14 protein-coding genes are annotated in these 19544 nt (G+C 42.2%); 1 reads left to right on the forward strand and 13 read right to left on the reverse strand.

From position 1 onward, the window contains the following. The 6 genes from BSCG_RS05165 to BSCG_RS05140 form a co-directional block, all read right to left on the reverse strand. The coding region (locus BSCG_RS05165; RefSeq protein WP_032849721.1) for a TonB-dependent receptor at positions 1 to 2512 on the reverse strand (2512 nt) is incomplete at its 3' end. Positions 2513 to 2639: 127 nt separating this feature from the next. Beyond that, positions 2640 to 3668 (reverse strand): FecR domain-containing protein, encoded by a 1029-nt coding sequence (locus tag BSCG_RS05160; RefSeq protein ID WP_004295831.1) that lies wholly within the window; start codon positions 3666 to 3668, stop codon positions 2640 to 2642. Between the two features lie 77 nt (positions 3669 to 3745). Continuing rightward, entirely contained in the window at positions 3746 to 4333 is a 588-nt protein-coding gene (locus BSCG_RS05155) for an RNA polymerase sigma-70 factor (protein WP_004308903.1), read from the reverse strand. A gap of 99 nt (positions 4334 to 4432) precedes the next feature. Next, the gene (locus tag BSCG_RS05150; protein WP_008777020.1) at positions 4433 to 5887 is read right to left on the reverse strand and encodes an AbgT family transporter; all 1455 of its coding nucleotides are present in this window, start codon (positions 5885 to 5887) and stop codon (positions 4433 to 4435) included. Between the two features lie 40 nt (positions 5888 to 5927). Continuing rightward, entirely contained in the window at positions 5928 to 6656 is a 729-nt protein-coding gene (locus tag BSCG_RS05145; protein WP_004295828.1) for a DUF5932 domain-containing protein, read from the reverse strand. Positions 6657 to 6690: 34 nt separating this feature from the next. Then, positions 6691 to 11010, reverse strand: a complete 4320-nt coding sequence (locus tag BSCG_RS05140) for a DUF5113 domain-containing protein (RefSeq protein ID WP_083793675.1) — start codon at positions 11008 to 11010, stop codon at positions 6691 to 6693. 153 nt (positions 11011 to 11163) lie between these two features. Between BSCG_RS05140 and BSCG_RS05135 the strand changes: the two genes are divergently transcribed. Next, a complete protein-coding gene (locus tag BSCG_RS05135; protein ID WP_008777022.1) occupies positions 11164 to 12102 on the forward strand; it encodes a ribose-phosphate pyrophosphokinase in 939 nt (312 codons plus the stop codon). 189 nt (positions 12103 to 12291) lie between these two features. On the opposite strand, the gene BSCG_RS05130 is transcribed toward BSCG_RS05135, so the two are convergent. The 7 genes from BSCG_RS05130 to BSCG_RS05105 form a co-directional block, all read right to left on the reverse strand. After that, a complete protein-coding gene (locus tag BSCG_RS05130; RefSeq protein ID WP_008777023.1) occupies positions 12292 to 13461 on the reverse strand; it encodes a phosphatidylinositol-4-phosphate 5-kinase in 1170 nt (389 codons plus the stop codon). Positions 13462 to 13546: 85 nt separating this feature from the next. After that, on the reverse strand, positions 13547 to 14830 hold the full coding sequence (locus BSCG_RS05125) for a M16 family metallopeptidase (protein WP_008777024.1): 1284 nt from the start codon (positions 14828 to 14830) through the stop codon (positions 13547 to 13549). A gap of 4 nt (positions 14831 to 14834) precedes the next feature. Beyond that, on the reverse strand, positions 14835 to 15587 hold the full coding sequence (gene kdsB, locus BSCG_RS05120; protein ID WP_008777025.1) for a 3-deoxy-manno-octulosonate cytidylyltransferase: 753 nt from the start codon (positions 15585 to 15587) through the stop codon (positions 14835 to 14837). Continuing rightward, a complete protein-coding gene (locus BSCG_RS05115; RefSeq protein ID WP_004318143.1) occupies positions 15588 to 15974 on the reverse strand; it encodes a 2-amino-4-hydroxy-6-hydroxymethyldihydropteridine diphosphokinase in 387 nt (128 codons plus the stop codon). A 4-nt stretch (positions 15975 to 15978) separates the two neighbouring features. Next, positions 15979 to 18306: a transglycosylase domain-containing protein gene (locus BSCG_RS05110; RefSeq protein WP_004295820.1), complete on the reverse strand. Its 2328-nt coding sequence runs from the start codon at positions 18304 to 18306 to the stop codon at positions 15979 to 15981. Between the two features lie 253 nt (positions 18307 to 18559). Then, complete coding sequence (locus BSCG_RS30115; protein WP_004295819.1) at positions 18560 to 18652, reverse strand: smalltalk protein; 93 nt, start codon at positions 18650 to 18652, stop codon at positions 18560 to 18562. Positions 18653 to 18720: 68 nt separating this feature from the next. Further along, the gene (locus BSCG_RS05105; RefSeq protein ID WP_008777026.1) at positions 18721 to 19245 is read right to left on the reverse strand and encodes an HU family DNA-binding protein; all 525 of its coding nucleotides are present in this window, start codon (positions 19243 to 19245) and stop codon (positions 18721 to 18723) included. Positions 19246 to 19544: the final 299 nt, after the last annotated feature.

Below are 19544 nucleotides of genomic sequence, written 5' to 3' on the forward strand. Positions count from 1 at the left end.
AACCTTTAGAACGAAGGTCAGCCGTGTTCTGTAAAGGGGCACTTGCACCTAATACACCCGGAAGTTCAGAGCCCGGAGCAAGCATACCCTTAGTATCTCTACGATACCAGTCGAACACCATATTCAATCTGTTATCCATTAGCCCAAGATCGAATCCGACATCAATTGTCGTTACTTTTTCCCAAGTAAAGCTATTGCTAACCAAAGCAGCTGGTTTCAAAGTAGTAACTTTAATACCGGAAACAGTCCAATAAGCCTGTTCCGCATCCATACCGGGAATATATGCGTAAGGAGTGATGCTCTGATTTCCAATATTACCCCAAGAACCACGCAATTTCAAGTTCGAAAGAACAGAGTTCAAAGGTTTCATAAACGCTTCCTCGCTGATACGCCATCCGGCGGAAACCGAAGGGAAGAAACCGAAACGGCTATTCTTCGGGAATTTGGAAGAACCGTCATAACGTCCGTTCGTTTCAAGCAAATACTTGCCGGCAAACGAATAGTTAATGCGATAGAATAACCCTCTTACCGTATAACGTTCAAATTTGTCTTTAGCAAAATAATCACCTGTCGACTGCGAAATAGACGGCAGATCTTCATTAATCATATTCATACGCGACATCTCAGCATAACGATAATCACTACTCTCCTGATTGAAACCTCCCATCACCGTTACATCATGTTTGCCCCATGAGTTGTTATAGTTAGCATAGAAGTTCAATGCATTATAATCCGTAATACCATTGGAATATTCATACTTGGAATTGGCAGTGGAAACCTCTTTCACAAAGTTACCTCCATGTGCATAATAGAACTTCTTCTCAAATTTCGTTTTCTCGTTACTTAGATGATTGAATGTATACTCACCAATCAACTTCACATTCTTCAAAGGACTGATCGTAACCTTTCCGAAAATACGAAGATTATTCTTTTGAATAGTTGTCGGATATGCCAGATCAATCAAGTTACGAGGAGTATTGATCGGTAATTCTTCGCCGTCAATATTCATTGTTCCAGTAGGGAAATAAGAAGGGAATGCGACTGCTGCTCCCCATATACCATATCCTCCGGAAGTTTCCGGCAATGAAGAGTTAGAGTTCGTATATTTAATATCCAATTCCGGAGTAATCCATGAAAACACATCTGAACGGAGATAAGAAGACACATTGTAACGCTTGTACGTATCTTTATCCGAAGCCAGTACCCCATTTTCATTCACCATACCGAAGGAGAAACGATAAGAAATATCTTTCGTACCGCCACCTACCGAAATATTATGAGTTTGCTGGAAACCAGTCTCCATCATATCATCGAAAAGATCAGTTTCTGCCAAGCTATAACGCAGCCCGTCCACCATTGCATAACCATCCGGATATGCAGACGGATTAGCATTATATTCCTTCAAAAGTCCCAACCAGGTATCTACGTTCTGACCACTTTGATAATTTATTGTCCCCATGTCCTTATAAGCCTGTACCGTTTGGAGCGGAGTAGCCTTATGAGGCATATTGGCAGGTCTGCTAAAAGAGAAGTTATTTGAATAATTAATAGAGAGTTTAGTTGCATCCGAGCCTTTCTTTGTAGTAATCAAAATCACACCGAAAGCTGCCCGTGCTCCGTAAATAGCAGAAGATGCCGCATCCTTCAAAACAGTCACCGATTCAATATCGTTCGGATCGAGCATATTAATATCCATCTCCACGTTATCTACCAGCACCAGCGGTTTCCCATTCTTATCCAAACTGTTGACACCACGAATGTTGAAACTCATTTCTTCACCGGGTCTTCCTGAATTACCTGTAATCTGCAAGCCGGGCATTGCCCCTTTCAAAGCGTCACTCACAGACACCACCGGACGGTCACCTAAAACATCATCCATCTTCACACTGCTCACCGCACCTGTCAGGTTCGCTTTCTTTTGTACGCCGTAACCAACAACTACTACTTCGTCTATTAACCGAGTATCTTCTTTCAAAGTTACATTGAGAGGACGTTGATCTTTCACCACCACTTCCTGTGTGGCATAGCCGATATACGATATGGATAAACGGGCATTCGGAGTAACCATCAAAGAAAAATTGCCATCCATATCCGTAATGGTACCTTCCGTAGAATCGACCACTTTCACATTTGCCCCAATCACCCCTTCACCTGTAGGATCAGTGATTCTACCTTTTAAGACAAACGCTTTTTCCTGTTCTTTCTGCGGTGTCACTGCATGGAACATAATCACCCGGGGGCCGTTCACTTCATAACTGACGTCCGTACCGGCCAGCAATTGTCCCATCACATCATTAATAGTACCGTTATTTATATTCACAGAGACTTTCCTATTCAAATCAATGTCATTATTACGAATCAGGAAAGAGTAATTGCCTTGCTTCTTTATTACTTCAATGGCTTCTTTCAAAGTAATATTATCTACTTTCACACTGAATCGCTTACTTTGTTCCTGTGCCGATAGCTGGAAACCACCAGTCAAAACGTTTCCTACAGACAAAAGCAGAAGCATTAATAATATTCTTTTTACTATTAATCTCATATTTTTCACTATTAAAGGTTAACATAATATCTTTCTATACAACGCTGAACCACCGATATATCTATCGACTAAGTTCCCAATCATACTTTACTTTTTCTTATTTTACCTCCTTTTTCTTGTCAGTTATAAAGATAGTGTCTCCACTAACTTTCCATGTATATTGCTTCTCAACGTTGATTTCTCCCAATATATCATTGATACTTTGATTACTATTGAAACATCCGGAAAAGCGTTCCGCTTTCAGACGTTCACTCTCTAAACTGATCTTCACCTGGAATTTGCGCTCCAGACGGTGTGCGATGTCGGCAAACGGAGCATCTTCAAATGTCAGGCCACCATCCAACCAGTCACAGGCAGAACTAGCATTTGATTTCATTTTCTCCATGCGGCCCGTATTCTTATCGTAAAAAGCCTGTTCGCTAGGGAATAGTTTCATTACCGAACCGGACAAAGTGGCTAAATTGACACGACCTTCCAACAAAGATACCATTACATAATTATCGTCATCATAAGCGCGTACATTAAAAACAGTCCCTACCACCTTTACCTGTACACCATTCGTATTTACAAAGAAAGGAATCTTCTCATTTTTCGCCACCTTGAAATATCCTTCGCCATCAAGCGTAACATCACGTTCACGAATACCGAACCCACGGCAATAACGTAACACAGAACCCGCATTCAATGAAACCTCTGTTCCATCCGGAAGCACAATATTCGTCCGCGAACCAGCTGGCACTTTAATTTCATAAGGAGAATCCGCATTCGTATATACTTCCGTAAGATTTTCAGTATAAGTGTACCAGAAGTAATTACAGCCCAACAACAAAATAATTGCAGCAGCTACCTTCAGCCACACAGGAACTATCTTCCGCGAACGGACAGGTTTCATCTCAGCAGCGGCTATTTTTTCTTTTATCTGTGATAAATTAGCATCCTCTACTTTGGCAAATGCAGGCACAGAAGAAACAGCCCATACTGCGGACATCTCCCGGAAAATTTTAGCTGCATCTTCATTGGAAGCCAGATAAGCGAACAGAGCTTCTTTCTCCTCTTCGGTGCAGTTACCGGACAGATAGTTGCTTATCCGGATTTCCAATTCTTCTATATGATAAGAGTCATTCATAAACGTACTTTTTCTATGGGTGTATATAACTAGATACGCAATAAAAAAAGAAACGTTTAAAAGAAAAGCGATTTTTTTTAGAGAAACATCAAAATAGCTATCATATAAGGAGTACCCAGTGATTCGCGTAGCTTAGTCAATGCTATTTTCATCTGTACTCTTACAGTGGTCACATTAATATTCTGCTCCTCGGCAATTTCACTGTATGTCTTACCCTCATACAAACTTGCTTTAAATATGGCACGGCATTTGGCTGGCAATTCCTCCACCTTCTTCATGATGATGGTATTCATTTCGCTATGCTCCAATGCCTGCAAAGGATTATCGGAAGAAAGAATATGATTTTCGAGAAAAGCCCAGATTTCTTCCATCTGTTCCGTCATCTGTTTTTCGTTGAAGTAGGAAGAACGCAGATAACTAATACTTGCGTTTTGAATAGCACGCCGCAAGTACGGAAGAGCCGGGTGAGTGATATGGTGGCGATTCTGCCAAAAAGCGACAAAGACATCATTCACAATCTCCCCTGCCACCCTCTTGTCATGCACATAATAAACAGCTATCGCACACAAATAAAGGTAGTAGGTATGATAGATTTTATCAAATGCTTTTGTATTACCGTGATTTAACTGTTCAATTAGATTTTCAGAGATTTCTGGTAGATTCATTCGTTGTCTTTCTTTAAGGAACGGTGCAAATATAGCGATTAATTCAGAAAAACAAAATTCCAATCAGATAAACCGGAGCCCGGCAATCATTCCTTAACCCTACAATCCCATCGGTATTTTCAACAAATACCAAACGATAAACAGCAATGTCCAGACAACCAGGATGCCTAATGAATATCTCCAAGTATATTTCAGCAATGAACCATACGTAATCTGCTTATCATATTGCCGCATATAGGTAAGCACCAGAGGCATATAGAATAAGAAAGGAGTAATGGCATTCGTCGAACTATCTCCGATACGGAAAGCACATTGTGCTATATCCGGAGCAATTCCCATCTGTGCAAACATCGGGATAAAGATAAAAGACATAAAAGCCCATTTGGAGGTAGCAGATACCATAATCAGATTTATCAATGCCGTAAACAGAATAAACAGAACAAGAGCAGACAAAGGAGCCGGTTCAAACGAAGAAAGCAAGTCAGCCCCCATAATCGCCAGACATTTATCCAGATGGGAATATTCAAAACAGGCAAACATCTGCGCAGCGAAGAAAGCGATAACGAAATACACTCCAAGAAGTTTCATTGGCTGCGTAAGTCCTTCAATCACGTCATTGTCAGTGCGATACCGTCCGGAACTGAATCCATAAGCCATTCCCGTAATACCTGCTCCCAAAGAAAGCAAAAACAAAATACCGGCAATAAAAGGCGAATGCATCAAACCACCATTCACACCCCGCAAAATTCCATAAGAAGAAAAAGTAAGCCACAAGATAAGAGCCACATAGATAGCTGCCACAACAATGGAAATCATAATGGCACGCCGCTCTTTACGAGACAGAGGATGGTAAGCCACCACCTTCATACTGCCTTCATACTTACCTAACGTAGGAAGAAGCCATTTTTGAGTAATCCAATACACAATAGCCGTAATGGCCACCGTTGAAGCACTCATAAAAAAGTAATTGCAAAGAGGTTCTGTATTCCCCTGATAACCCGTTTGTGCCAGTGCAGCCTCTTGCGTGGTATGCGCCAACAACGGGTCCATCGTACTCAATACAATATTAGCACTATACCCGCACGCAACGGAAACATAAGCCGTAACAATCCCTGCAATCGGATGAAGCCCCACCCATTGAAACAGCATAGCAGCAATAGGCAATAAAATGATATATCCACCATCACCAATGGCATTCGACAACAAGCCAAGCACAATCACCCACAAGATGATCTTCCTCTTTTCCTGCCGGTTTCCCACCCCCATGCGGATACAAGCATCAATAAAACCGGAATGTTGTGCCACTCCCAATCCGAACATAGCAATAATCACCATGCCCAATGGAGCAAAACCTGTAAAGTTCTTAATAGCATTCCGCAACCACCAGCGGATTCCTTCCGGACTCAACAGGCTTTGTACACGGATGTCCTCACCTGTTTGTGGCAATGTCACTTTCAACCCATAGATATCGCATATCCATGAAAGAAAGACCACTGCCATTGTTAGCAGAAGGAACATCGTAGCGGGATGGGGCATACGCCATTTATTCTTCATCATTTTCCGACTAAGCAAGAAGCTACCGTTAATACTTAATTTACTCTTCGTCAGGCTCCAGATTATCCAGATCAATAATACGCAATTCCAATGCACGTACTGCCAACCGGGTAGCATTCACTCCCACCCGTTCTCCATTCGGGAAAAGACGTCCAATAAGATCATTCTGCCGTTTCTCCAATGATTTCACACCAAAAGGCATTCCTTTCAGATTGGCAATCATCTCTTTCGTATAACCCAAAGCCAGATGACGGAGAAAACGTTCATCGTATTCATCAATATCATAGCTGATGACAGCCTCCTGACGCTTAGCATCATTGGCTACAGATTTCTTGAAACGATCTACAATCTTTTCCAGAATCGGATAGTTAAATACCAATTTCTTTCCATCCATCACAGCCTGTACATCTGTTTTCGTCAGTAGCTCACCCGTTTTGAGGATGATTCCATCGGCACCGGCATTCAATACGTCCACCCACAACTTTTCGTTCAGAATCTCACCCGTGAAGATCAATACCCGAACTCCTTTGTAACGTTTGAATATATTCTTGCAAATATCAACACCAATGGTCGTAGAACCTCCTAGTCCTAAGTCCAACAATACCAGATCGGGAAGCTGGGCCTCCATCAACGGCCAAAACTCACTTTCCGTCATTGCCGTGCCGATTACTTCTGCATTCGGTATTTCATGACGGAATATTTCTTCTGTCCCTTTCAACTCCAGTTTTACATCCTCTACAATAATAACTTTAAACTTCTGTTCTTCCATGTTCCTTATCTAATAACTTTTATGTGTTTTCCTTTTATCGGCGCGGAATAGTGAAATAAACTGTAAACCCGCCGCCTTCAGCCGGCTCGGCATTGATACGGCATCCCCTACGTCCCGCAAATTCGTCGTGGTCGCGGATAATCTGCTTGCATACCAGATATTCCGTTCCCCTCAACTCCCCTTTTTCACCGGAAGTCATACGTGCCAGATTCGGATAAAATAGTTGATTCAACTCTTCCACACTCTTCTCACGTCTCGTATCCGTAAAGAGGAAACGAATATATTCATTATCCTTGCGCGCTTGCAGACGTATCACTCCATCTTCACGCACAGTCAATGCTTCATCAATCAAATTTTCCAATAGAAAACGCAACTGATTCACGTCTCCTATCACCTTCGCCTCCATCGACTCTATTTCCAATTCTATCCTCTCCGGCCGATTCTTCATCAACTTCTTGAAATATTTTCCGGCAGCATCCAAAAGTTCCTGCACCGGAATCACCGTACGCCGGAAAGTGACTTCCTCCAATTGACGAGAAGCGCACGAACTCAAAATCGTAAAAATTCCCTTATAATATTCGATCAATTCCGTCATAGTCTCCACTGCTTCACGCTCCTCCGTTTCCGAAAGCTTCTGCGTATTCAACCGCCCTACAATCTGTTTGATTTTATTCGGATAATAAATCGTCTCATGTTTAATAGTCGACAGACAGTTGTCAAGCACCATATTCTGAACATGCAACATGCTGTCTTCCCAGGAAGCCCGGCGTGTTTCTTCGTGTGCCGACTCGATATCCCGGTATTTTGTAGCCAGTTTCACCACTGCGTTAAACACAACAATAGCCACATAACGAGCTACCAGTTCAAAAAGCAGTCGATCCGTCTCCTGTTCCGTTCCTTCTCTGCGCTCCAGATAAAGCACACCAACACATTGATGCTCGCTCCCTGCTTCCACCATCAGCGGAATTGCCTGAAGATGCTGTTCAGAAAGATATTTCCCGGAACTAAAACACTGCTCTACCATCTCCGGCATTTCCTGTCCGGGACGAGAAGCATATTCCAGCCGATGTGTCGTTTCATTATAAACGGCAATTCCCATCCGGTCAATCGTCAGTAATTCATTTACCGAACCGAATGCTTCATCCACAATCCGCTGCGGAATTTCTTTAAGCATACTCTCTTCCCGTTGAAGCGCCTCTGCATTTTCCTGTTCCTGCGGTCTCACCAAAGATGCAGCAAACACCTTCTGGTTAATCTCAAGTACCTGTTCGAGATTCAAACGATTCTGCAAACGTTTTCTCATGTACAGAAAATAATATCCGACCAACGAAACAATCAATAAAACAAAGCATAAAATAATTCCTACCGTCTTATTGGTATTCGAACGCTCCAACTGCCGGCAATATGCTTCGAGAGTTTGATCCTCTCCCTGCAACTTATACAAATCCGTAAATGCCGAATTATTATAACTATATGCATCCAACTGTTTCAAAGCCAGAAAAGCAACTGACGCCTCATTCCTGATATCCAAAATTACATGATAATCCGAATCAAACAGTTCGTTCCACCAACTGATTTCAGCAGGCGTTCCCTCACCTACCAGCTTCATATACCGATGCGGGCGATCCGGACGCGCATATTTTTCATAATGCTCATTCAGAAAAAGCATCGCAGAATCTATATATTGCAAAGCCAACTCATAATTTTCATCCACATTAGCAAAATAGGCAGCATTCGCATAATCCGACGCTACATCCAGCAAATCCTCATACGCAGAATCCGTAACTACTACAATCGAATCGCCATCCTGCAACATGGGAGGAATCGGATCATGCAGACAAGAAACCATCCCCAACGGAAGCAACAAGCAAAGCAACAATACCCCCATCGCTTTACGCACTCCCGAAGGCAAACGAAAATAAAAACGGCTTCCCTTCCCCAGTTCACTCTCCACATCAAAAACGCATCCCCGGAATAAATCATTCGTTTTCTTATACTTCTCAATGATTCCCTTACAATTCATCAATCCGAAACCACTACCTTTGTTTTCTTTCAACACTTCCGGATCGGCTGCATTCTTCATTCCGATCACACGGGAATCATACACCTTCTCACCAATGATATACGCCACATCCTCTTCGGAAATACCTCTTCCGTTATCCTCCACAGAGATCTCGACATAGGCATCCTCCGTAGTGCGGGCATACACTTTAATGGTTCCTCCTTCCGGAGTATATTTACGGGCATTTTCTGCCAGCGTATTAATCATAAACAAAGTCAGTGCCCGGTCGGCCTTCACCATAACCGTAGTCGGTTCAATTTCCAACTTCTGATTTTTCATTTCAAAAGCACGTCTTCCCTTGCCTAGCAGCTCAAACAGTTCATTGAGACTGAAAGTTTCAATATTCAGGCTAAGCGTTCCTTGCTTCATCTTAATCCAAAGAGCCAGAATATCGTTGTACTCATTAATCGTAGTTACCAGTTCGTCAATGTATTGATACTTCTCTTTCTTAATCTTCGCATTATCAATATACCCCCGCTCCGTCAACTTATGCACCTCGTTCAAGATACGGTCGATATAAGGATTAATTCCATTGACAATAGCCAGACAAGCCTTCTTTATAAGATTCTGGCGTTTATTTCCTGCAATATGCTGTTCGTAAACATACCGTTGCTTTTCCAACTGCATCCGCTCGTCACTCAACGCTTCCACCATCTGCTCATTGTCCGCAGCCCAAACAATATACGGCTCAAGCACATGCACCAAAGCTTTTTCATCACGGTTCAACCGATGCAGAGGAACCAGTGCCGCTTTTCCTTCCTCCGGAATTTCCAGTTGAAGACGTCCTTTCCCAAATAATTGATCGATACCTTGTTGAATTAATGGAACATTCATCGGAATGGACGAAGTTATGTCCCGACAAAGAGTCAGAATCCGTTGCAGACGCTCCACGTCTACCTGATTCCTTATTTTAGACCGTTTATTGAAAAACCACCAAAGAATAACCACTAGTACAAGCCCGACAATAACCAAAGAAAGTACAAGCGTCATTTGTCGTGAATCGGCTTCCAATGAAAGATAGCGGCTCTCCAACTCCTTATCCTGACGGGTATAATTCAAAATATCCAAATATATATTCCGGTTGTAATCAGAAGCATACTTCATCCCGAGCCCCGCATACGACACACTCAATTGCTCCCGAATTCTTGAGATCCATTCAGGTACCGTTCTCACATCTTCCTGCATGATCCATGGAACCCCGGTATAAGTCGTATCTCCTTCTACAAAAACATGTAGTTTATCCAATGTATCCGCCGCATGGTGATAATAGAGCATGTGATGTTGATTCACACAATCCAACGCTTTTGCAAGCGTATCCAATGCCTCCGTATAACGTCCGTGCTCATTCATATATTTACCGATAGACACATACGCACCGGCAATCTGATACAAATCATTGTACTCACGAAATTTTTCAAGCGCACGCTGTGCCATTCGCAAAGGCAAAAGCGAATCTACGGGAAACCCAAACTGATCTAGCGCATATCCCCTTCTCGTCCGAAAAAGTTCGAAATTATTAGGTGAAACCATCAGATTAGCCAATCCTTGCAGACCATTTCCTTCGAAATAAGGATGATTAGTCTGAACAGCTGTCCGCCAGGTAATATAAAGTTGGTCGAACTCACGCATTTTCCGGTCTTCCGGCTTGGTTGCTTCCACCAACGAGGCCGAACCTTTAATATAATGATAATAAAGCAACTGATTAGTATCTGTCAAAGCTTCATCTTCCGGAATCCGGTTAAGAGATGTGATGGCCTCCTGCCGTTGCTGCAGATAGTAATAATAAATAGAAGAAACGATGAAAAATTCGGTGAATGCATAATCCAGCCGTAGTGCCTCGTGACGGTCGGCAAACAAATCACTCTCTTCACGAATACGTTTCATGCGCTTGAGCGCACTATTACGATAATCATAAAATTCTTTGTTCATAGCCGTCCGCTGACAGATTTTCATCAGTCCGATGTCGGCAATCAACAGTTCGAGTTCATTTTTAGTCAGTTTATATACTTCCTTATGCAACGCTTCCGCCCGGTCAAAGTCCATAGCCATAAAAGCACAGAACCCCAGGTTGTTGGATGCTTCCGCTTTCCCCGACTTGTAGAAATTCACCTGTCTATAGGCTTCATTGGCATATTTATAAGAAGAATCCAGGCTTCGATAACGATAAGCATACGCTTTCCCGTTTAATGAATCAATCAGGCGCACCTCTTTGGTCGGCACCATATCAGTGCACGAAAAAAAAGAGGCAAACAACACTATACCTATTATATATAAAGGAAAGCGTGAACTCATTTTTGACTATTAACTGTTTTCAGAAAGCAAATCTACAAATATTTCCGATAAGTTGGAGAGAAAAATATTTTTTATACAATAAGTCCTTCTAAATAATAAGAGAAATTCCTACCTTTGCAGGCAAATTAACAAATAGGTAACATCTATTACAAAATGAGCGAAAAAGCACCCTTTATGGTATTCTCGGGAACGAACTCGAGATATCTGGCAGAAAAAATCTGCGCAAGCCTGGATTGTCCTCTGGGAAATATGAACATTACCCATTTTGCCGATGGCGAATTTGCTGTTTCATATGAGGAGTCAATTCGTGGCGCACACGTATTCCTGGTTCAATCCACTTTCCCTAATTCAGACAACCTGATGGAACTTCTCTTGATGATCGATGCTGCAAAACGTGCGTCTGCAAAGAGTATTGTAGCTGTAGTCCCCTATTTCGGATGGGCACGTCAGGATAGAAAAGACAAACCCCGTGTATCTATCGGCGCTAAGTTGGTAGCCGACCTGCTGTCTGTTGCAGGTATCGACCGTCTGATTACGATGGACTTGCATGCAGACCAGATTCAGGGATTCTTCAATATCCCGGTAGATCACCTGTACGCATCAGCAGTATTCCTTCCTTATATCCAGTCATTGCAACTGGAAAATCTGGTTATTGCTACACCGGATGTAGGAGGTTCAAAACGTGCCAGTACTTTCTCCAAATACCTCGGTGTACCATTGGTACTCTGTAACAAATCACGTGAAAAAGCCAATGAAGTAGCATCTATGCAAATCATCGGTGACGTAGAAGGTAAAAACGTAGTATTGATTGACGATATCGTAGACACTGCAGGAACAATTACCAAAGCAGCCAACATCATGTTGGATGCCGGTGCCAAATCTGTACGCGCCATCGCCAGCCACTGCGTAATGTCTGATCCGGCTTCTTTCCGCGTGCAAGAGTCTGCCCTGACAGAAATGGTATTTACCGACAGCATCCCATACGCAAAGAAATGTCCGAAAGTAAAACAGTTGAGTATTGCCGATATGTTTGCTGAAACAATCAAACGAGTGATGAATAACGAATCTATCAGTTCACAATACATCATTTAATAGATGATAGGTGACAAATGCTAGTTGATAGTTGAAGTTACTTTCAACAGGAAATTATAAAATGGATAATGACCGCTTTGGGTTATTATCCATTTTTCTTTGTCCATACCAATTATCATTATTCCATCATCTGGTACATATATGCAAAAAAATAGGCCACGCAATGCGCAGCCCACTACCATTTATCATCTATTGAAGTCTTCCGAATTTATAGGTTCCTTTTTTAATCACCTTCCCATCTTTATCTGTTTCCACAAAAGGACCATTTTTCTTTCCTTGTTTGAAAAAGCCCTCGAAGCGATTACCATCTTTGTCGATTTGTACGCCCTGTCCATCTTCCAATCCGTCAACAAAGCCACCTTTATATTGCATCCCAGCAACGGTTTTCAGAGTACCCTGTCCATTGGGACGGTTGTCTTTCCAATCACCGTCATAAACATCGCCATTGCTCCATTTATAGACTCCTCTGCCATCACGTTTATTGTTTTTCCAGCTTCCTTCGTACACAGCACCATTCGCCCAGGTAAAAGTACCCTTTCCGTCTTGCATGCCATTTTTGAAATTACCTACATACTTGTCGCCGTTAGCATGATAATAAACTCCTTCACCGGTGCGTTCACCTAAGAGATAAGAACCTTCATAACGATCGCCCGTGTGAAAGTAGTAAGTACCTCTTCCGTGTTGAATATCATCCGCCCAGTCACCATCGTATTTATCTCCATTGGTATATTCAAATACCCCTTTTCCGTGACGGACATCATCTTTCCAATCTCCTTCATACTTACAGCCATCGTCCCAGTTCATGATACCTTTGCCGTTCTTCTTATCATTTTTCCAATGACCGGTATATTTGGCTCCATTCGCCCAAGTGTATGTACCTTCGCCTTCACGTTTATCATTCACCCAATGACCTACATATAAATCACCGTTATGATAATACATTGTTCCTTCACCATGCTGATAATCCTGATACCACATACCGTCGTAACGGTTGTTATTCATAAAATAATAGATACCTTTTCCATGCTGCTGATCCTGGAACCACTGTCCTTCGTACTTTTCTCCGTCAGGAAACATATAAATTCCATATCCTTCACGTTTCCCCTTCACATATTCACCTTCAAAGACATCACCGTTTTTAAAGACTGTTTTTCCTTTTCCATTCGGTTTTCGTCCTTTCATTTCTCCTGTATAGACACTGCCATCCTTAAAAGTATAGTTGCCAATCTTTATTTCAGTGGAGAATGTATCTTTAATTTTTCCGAAAAATCCGCCTTTTTTTCCTTCATTTTCTTGTGCCATCACTCCCTCTTGTGCAAGAAGAGCCAATAAAAGTGTAGTATATAGATATTTCCTCATTGGTTTTAGTCGTTACTCATTTTAGAATTACAATTTGGACAAAGATACAATTTCTATCCCAAACAGCCCACTTTCGGAAAGCAATTTATGACAACTTTTTACCTGCAATGACCTCTTTTAATGTCTCTTTGCACAAATAGCGCTGTGCCAAATCCTGTATTTCCATCGGAGTAACCTCATTCACAGCCAGCAGAGAACGTGAAAAGTAGTCATCATCCAGACCGGAAGTAGCTATGAAGATCCACGCATCCGAAAGTGAGAAAGGCGACTCATAACTACGGCACATTTCTCCCAACATATAGTTGCGTACAATAGTCAATTCTTCGGCTGACACAGGTTCCTGATGCAGGAGGTCTATTTCATGATACACTTCCTGTATCAACGGTTCCACATATTCATTATCCGTTTCTGTCGAGATAGCCAATAGTCCGCTATCCGGATAAAACATGATTCCTGCCGAAATACCATAAGTATATCCCTTCTCTTCACGAATATTAGACATCAGCCGACTACCGAAATAACCTCCGAATAAAGTCATCAATACCCGAAGTTTCAAATAATCAGGATGATTACGAGTAATGGTCGTATATCCCATCTTCACAGCACTCTGCATGGCGTCTTCACGCTCTGTAAAAATTCTCTTTCCGGGAACAGCAGTAAAAGGAAAACTTAATCTCGACACCTGCTGCTGATGCTGACCGAAAGAAGTGCCGAATGTATCTGTCACCCGGCTGATAATATCCTCCGTCACCTTACCGGACAAAAAGATAGAGCAATTACCCGAATGATAATACCGTTCATAAAATTCACGGAGCACTTCCGGAGTGATGGCATGATAATCTTCCTCCACCACTATTTTACCACATGGATGCTGTTCACCGTAAAGCGACTGCAACAGACTGCGGTGTGCCAGAAAATCAACTTTGGAAGTATTGACCTGGTATTGTTGGATATTGGTATCGAGAATGGTATGCAATTCCTTTTCCGGAAAAAGCGGTTCTCTAATCATGGATTCCACCACCTCCAATGTTTTCGCCAAATACTTATTCAACGAATAAACAGTGATATATGCATATTCCGACGAGCTGGACAATTCGAGCCATGAGCCGTAGTAATCCAGTTTTTCGGCAATGGTGGCAGCCGTATATTTTTTCGTGCCTTCGCGCAGCATCCGGTTCGTAAACAGAGCTTGCAGTTTCTGCGATTGCTGCCAGCGTCCCCCGGCAAAAAGCACATCTATGCGTACTACTTCCTGTTCACCCGCATTAATAACAGTCAACGGAATGCCGTTTGGCAACGTCATTCGAACGGGAGGAAGTATACGAAAATTTTTCAGGGTTTGTATTTCAGGTTGTATCGTACGATCCATAAGATTAGATTCTATTCTTCAAAAAATCTTCTGCCCGTTCCAAGTCTTGTGGAGTATCGATTCCAATAGTTTCCACCTCACTGATACCGACCTTTATTTTGTATCCGTTCTCCAGCCAGCGAAGCTGCTCCAAAGATTCGGCCAACTCCAAAGAAGACTGTGGAAGCATGGTAATCTCTTTCAGCACCTCTGTACGATACGCATACAATCCGATGTGCTTGTAGTAGGTATGTCCCTTCAACCAGTCCTGTTTCTCGGCATTACGCTGATAAGGAATGATAGAACGACTGAAATAAAGTGCGTTCCAGTTCTTGTTGACTACTACTTTCGGTGAATTCACGTTTTCCAGTACGGCAAACGGTTCATCGGCAGTAAAAGGCTTCACCAACGTAGCAATCTGCGTGGTTACATCTTCAAAACAAGCCTTTACCGCATCCAGTTGTGAAGGCTGAATAAAAGGCTCATCTCCTTGTATATTCACTACGACGTCAAAATCACCTCCAATCTTGGTACAGGCTTCATAACAACGATCCGTACCACTTTTATGGTGAACGGAAGTCATCACAACCTTTCCCCCGAACGCCTTAACGGCAGCTTCAATGCGTTCATCATCCGTAGCTACATAAGCGTCATCCAAAACGCCTGCCACTTGTTCGTATACGCGTTGTATGACTGTTTTTCCGCCCAACATAGCCAACGGTTTCGCAGGAAAACGAGTGGATGCATAGCGGGCAGGTATAATTCCAAGAAATTTCATCTACTTAATAAATAATGAAGAATGGAAAGCAGATAATGACTGTTGTATATATCCCCTTTGCCAATCCTCCGGTTTTAATATTTTGTTATCATATAAAAGCATGTCAATATCCAGACAAACCTTTTCCTCTTTCTTATCCTCCGAACGACGTCCGGACCTCTGTTCTATATCTTTCAGCATTTTCCTCACCGTCTCTTCATCCTTATCGGAATAGAACAGAACCACTTGATTGGAAAACAGAGCCGGATTCTTAAAAAACAAAGGTTTAGTTTCCAGTTCGGGAGCAAAACATATAGAAGAGAACGATTCAGTCAGCTTCTGCCTGGCAAAAGTCAAGTTCTCTTTCCTGTTGTAATTACTCCCTATGCAAACAATATACTTGTGCACTTCTTTAATTGAAAAGATCGTCCAATCCCCCTTCTTCTATCACTTCGCCATCAGGAGTTTCCGAACCGGCACACGGGTCAAACCCTTCAGGGAGTTTGAATCTCTCCTGCTGGTCATATCCCAAGGTCGGATCGTCATACACTTTCTTCATATACATTGCCCAGATAGGCAAAGCTGCAGCAGCACCCTGTCCATAGGTCATTCTACCGAAGTGAATATCACGTTCGTCCCCTCCTACCCAACAACCGGATACCAGTGAAGGAGTGAATCCCATAAACCAGGCATCGGAGTTATCATTGGTCGTTCCAGTTTTTCCACCCATATCGGCGGTAATCCCATATCGACGAACACGTCCACCCGTTCCTTCATTGATAACGGCACGCAGCATAACCAGCATTTTGTAAGTGCTCGACGCGCTTATTACTTCTTCCATTTGCGGTGCAAAAGTAGAAATGACATTGCCATCACTATCCTCAATACGGGTAACGAACAATGGAGCCACCCGGATTCCTTTATTGGCAAAAGCTGTGTATGCGCTGACCATTTCACCGACAGAAATTTCACAAGGTCCCAGACAAAGTGAAACCACCGGATCAATTGCTTTATTACGTACACCAAAACTATGGATCAAGCGTACCAAATCATACGGATTCAGCTTACCCATCAGATATGCAGAAATCCAGTTATCGGAGTTTGCCAATCCCCATTTCAGAGTTACCATTTCTCCATAACGCTTATCATTTGCATTACGTGGTGTCCAGGGAGTTCCATTCTCATCAATCAAAGTCTGCTCTACGTGGCGTGCCTGATCGCAAGGAGAAAATCCGTTCTCCATTGCCAATGTATATAAATACGGCTTAATAGTAGAACCTACCTGACGACGTCCCACCATCGCCATATCATACTGGAAATATACATAATTCGGTCCGCCCACATAAGCCTTCACGTGTCCGTTTGCCGGATCCATTGACATAAATCCCGTCCGCAAGAAAGATTTGTAGTAGCGGATGGAATCCATCGGTGTCATAATCGTATCTTTATCACCCTTCCAGGAAAAGACAGTCATTTCTTCCGGTGTATCGAACGCCTTACGAATCTGTTGTTCCGAAGCTCCCGCCTCTTTCATGAGGCGATAACGTTCCGTTTGTTTCATTGCTTTCGTCAACAACTCTTCCACTCGTTTTTCCGGTAGTGATCGTGCATACGGAGCATTCTTACTTCCCTCTTTTTCTTTGAAGAATATAGGTTGCAGATAATCACCCAAATGCTCTTTTACAGCATCTTCGGCATACTGCTGCATACGTGAATTGATAGTTGTATAAATCTTCAATCCATCTGTATAGATATTATAATTTGTACCGTCTTTCTTCTTGTTTTTCGCACACCAGCCATATAACGGGTTAGTTTCCCAAGCGATGGAATCTTCGTAGAATTTCTGCATTTGCCAACCACGATAATCACTTCTTACCGGTTTCGGTGCTGTCATGACGCCACGGAGATATTCACGGAAATAAGTAGCCAGCCCCTCTTTATGGTCAACACGATTGTAAGTCAGTTTCAACGGAAGAGCCTGCAAAGAATCACATTCTGCATCTGTGATATATCCAGCTTTACGCATCTGCTCGAGCACCACATTACGACGGCCACGGGAACGTTCGTTGAAACGAACCGGATTGTAGAGTGACGGATTCTTACACATACCCACCAACGTAGCTGCTTCTTCAATCTTCAAGTCCTTCGGTTCACAGCCAAAATAGGTATATGCAGCAGTTTTGATACCAACAGCATTATTCAGAAAATCAAATTTATTGAGATACATACTCAATATTTCCTCTTTGGTATAGTAACGTTCAAGTTTCACCGCAATCACCCATTCAATCGGTTTTTGGAAAAGACGTTGAAGTGTATTTCTCGCCACATTTTCTGTAAACAACTGTTTAGCTAGCTGTTGTGACAAGGTACTACCCCCACCTGCATTTTTCTGAAACATCAAACCACGTTTCACAAACGCACGGAACAATGCTTTGGCATCAATACCCGAATGCTCGACAAAACGAACATCTTCCGTTGCAATAAGAGCATTGATAATACTGGGTGACAAATCCTTGTAAGCCGTGTACACCCGGTTTTCCTTGCTGTAAGACCATGTACCAAGCACTTTCTCATCTTCAGAAAAAATCTCTGTTGCAAATTTATAGCTCGGGTTCTCGAGTTCCTCTACAGGAGGCATATAGCCAATCCAACCCTTTGAAATGGAGACAAAGACTATAACAATAGCCAATACTATGACTGCCAAGAATATCCAAAGAGCTTTTATTATTTTTCGAATCATGTTTTTTCTCGCTTAAAATGACGCATTTAATTAAGATGCAAAGGTAGATAAAATCCGCTATTCAGCCAACGAGTTTGATTATAATTTCTATTTTGTTAAAATATAGAGCGATACTCCTAACAAATAGCATGAAACAAAACAAAAAAGAGCATTTTTCAAGAAAGCAACCCTCTTATTATATCTAAACACAAACAGGCGGGAAAAATCCCGCCTGTTATTCATTCATAAATATACCTATTTATAAGATAATCAATTACAAGGTTGCTGCCTGCACACCTACCACTCCGGCAATCGCACCGGCAACAGCAATAATCACTTTCAAAATAATACTCCACGTTTTTTTCATAGACATTTCTCTTTTTAAATTAAACACTAAATGAACACTCTAACCGTCAGCTATTAATCAACGAGACATTAAGCTGCGGGATCCGGTGCCTCTCCGCTACCGCCACCTTCATCTCCGCCACCTTCGCCTTCATCCGGTTTCTCGGGATCTTCCGGAGATACAGTAACGCTAATTTTCTTCAGATATTCATCCAGACTGATCAGATCTAACTTCTCATCTGCACGGGTAGCAGTTTTGGTGACACGCAACTCTTTATTGGCTTGGAAAAAGATACGAACACTATCCACACTCTTAGCATTAATATCCTTCGCCAACTCCGCACCTTTCGAACGGGCAGTCAACATAAACACACCCAAACCTTCGATATTCACAGACTTACCTTCCAATAACTGCTCCTTCATTTTTTCCACAAAATTCTGGATTACACTCTTGATGTCACCGACAGACAGCGAAGAACGATCCTGCATTTTCTGTGCAATATATTTCAGGTTGACGGACTGACCTAAAGTGATCAGATGCGGATAATATCTCTTAGGAGAATTGGGAACACGCGGATCTGTTGGCCGCGTAATGACTTTGTAAATTACACTCATACTACGTTTTTTTAAGATTTAAATTCAAGTTATTTATTCACATTTTGTTGATCAACGATGCAAAGGTGAAGCTTTTATTCCGGATAGAAAAGAAAAAAGCCCCTTGCGGAGCTCTTTATATTCAATCAAGTATATAGCGACTTATAAATCAATGATATAATCAAGCATTTATAATCTTCCAGTCTCCAATCGTACACCGTTCGCTATCAAAACTGACAGCCACCTTTACGACAGGCAATCCACATAAAGCAAAACGTTCCGGATAATTCTTCAAATCAATTTGCTCCATCGCTTCACCA

The sequence above is a fragment of the Bacteroides sp. 2_2_4 genome (assembly GCF_000157055.1).
GTDB classification, from domain to species: domain Bacteria; phylum Bacteroidota; class Bacteroidia; order Bacteroidales; family Bacteroidaceae; genus Bacteroides; species Bacteroides ovatus.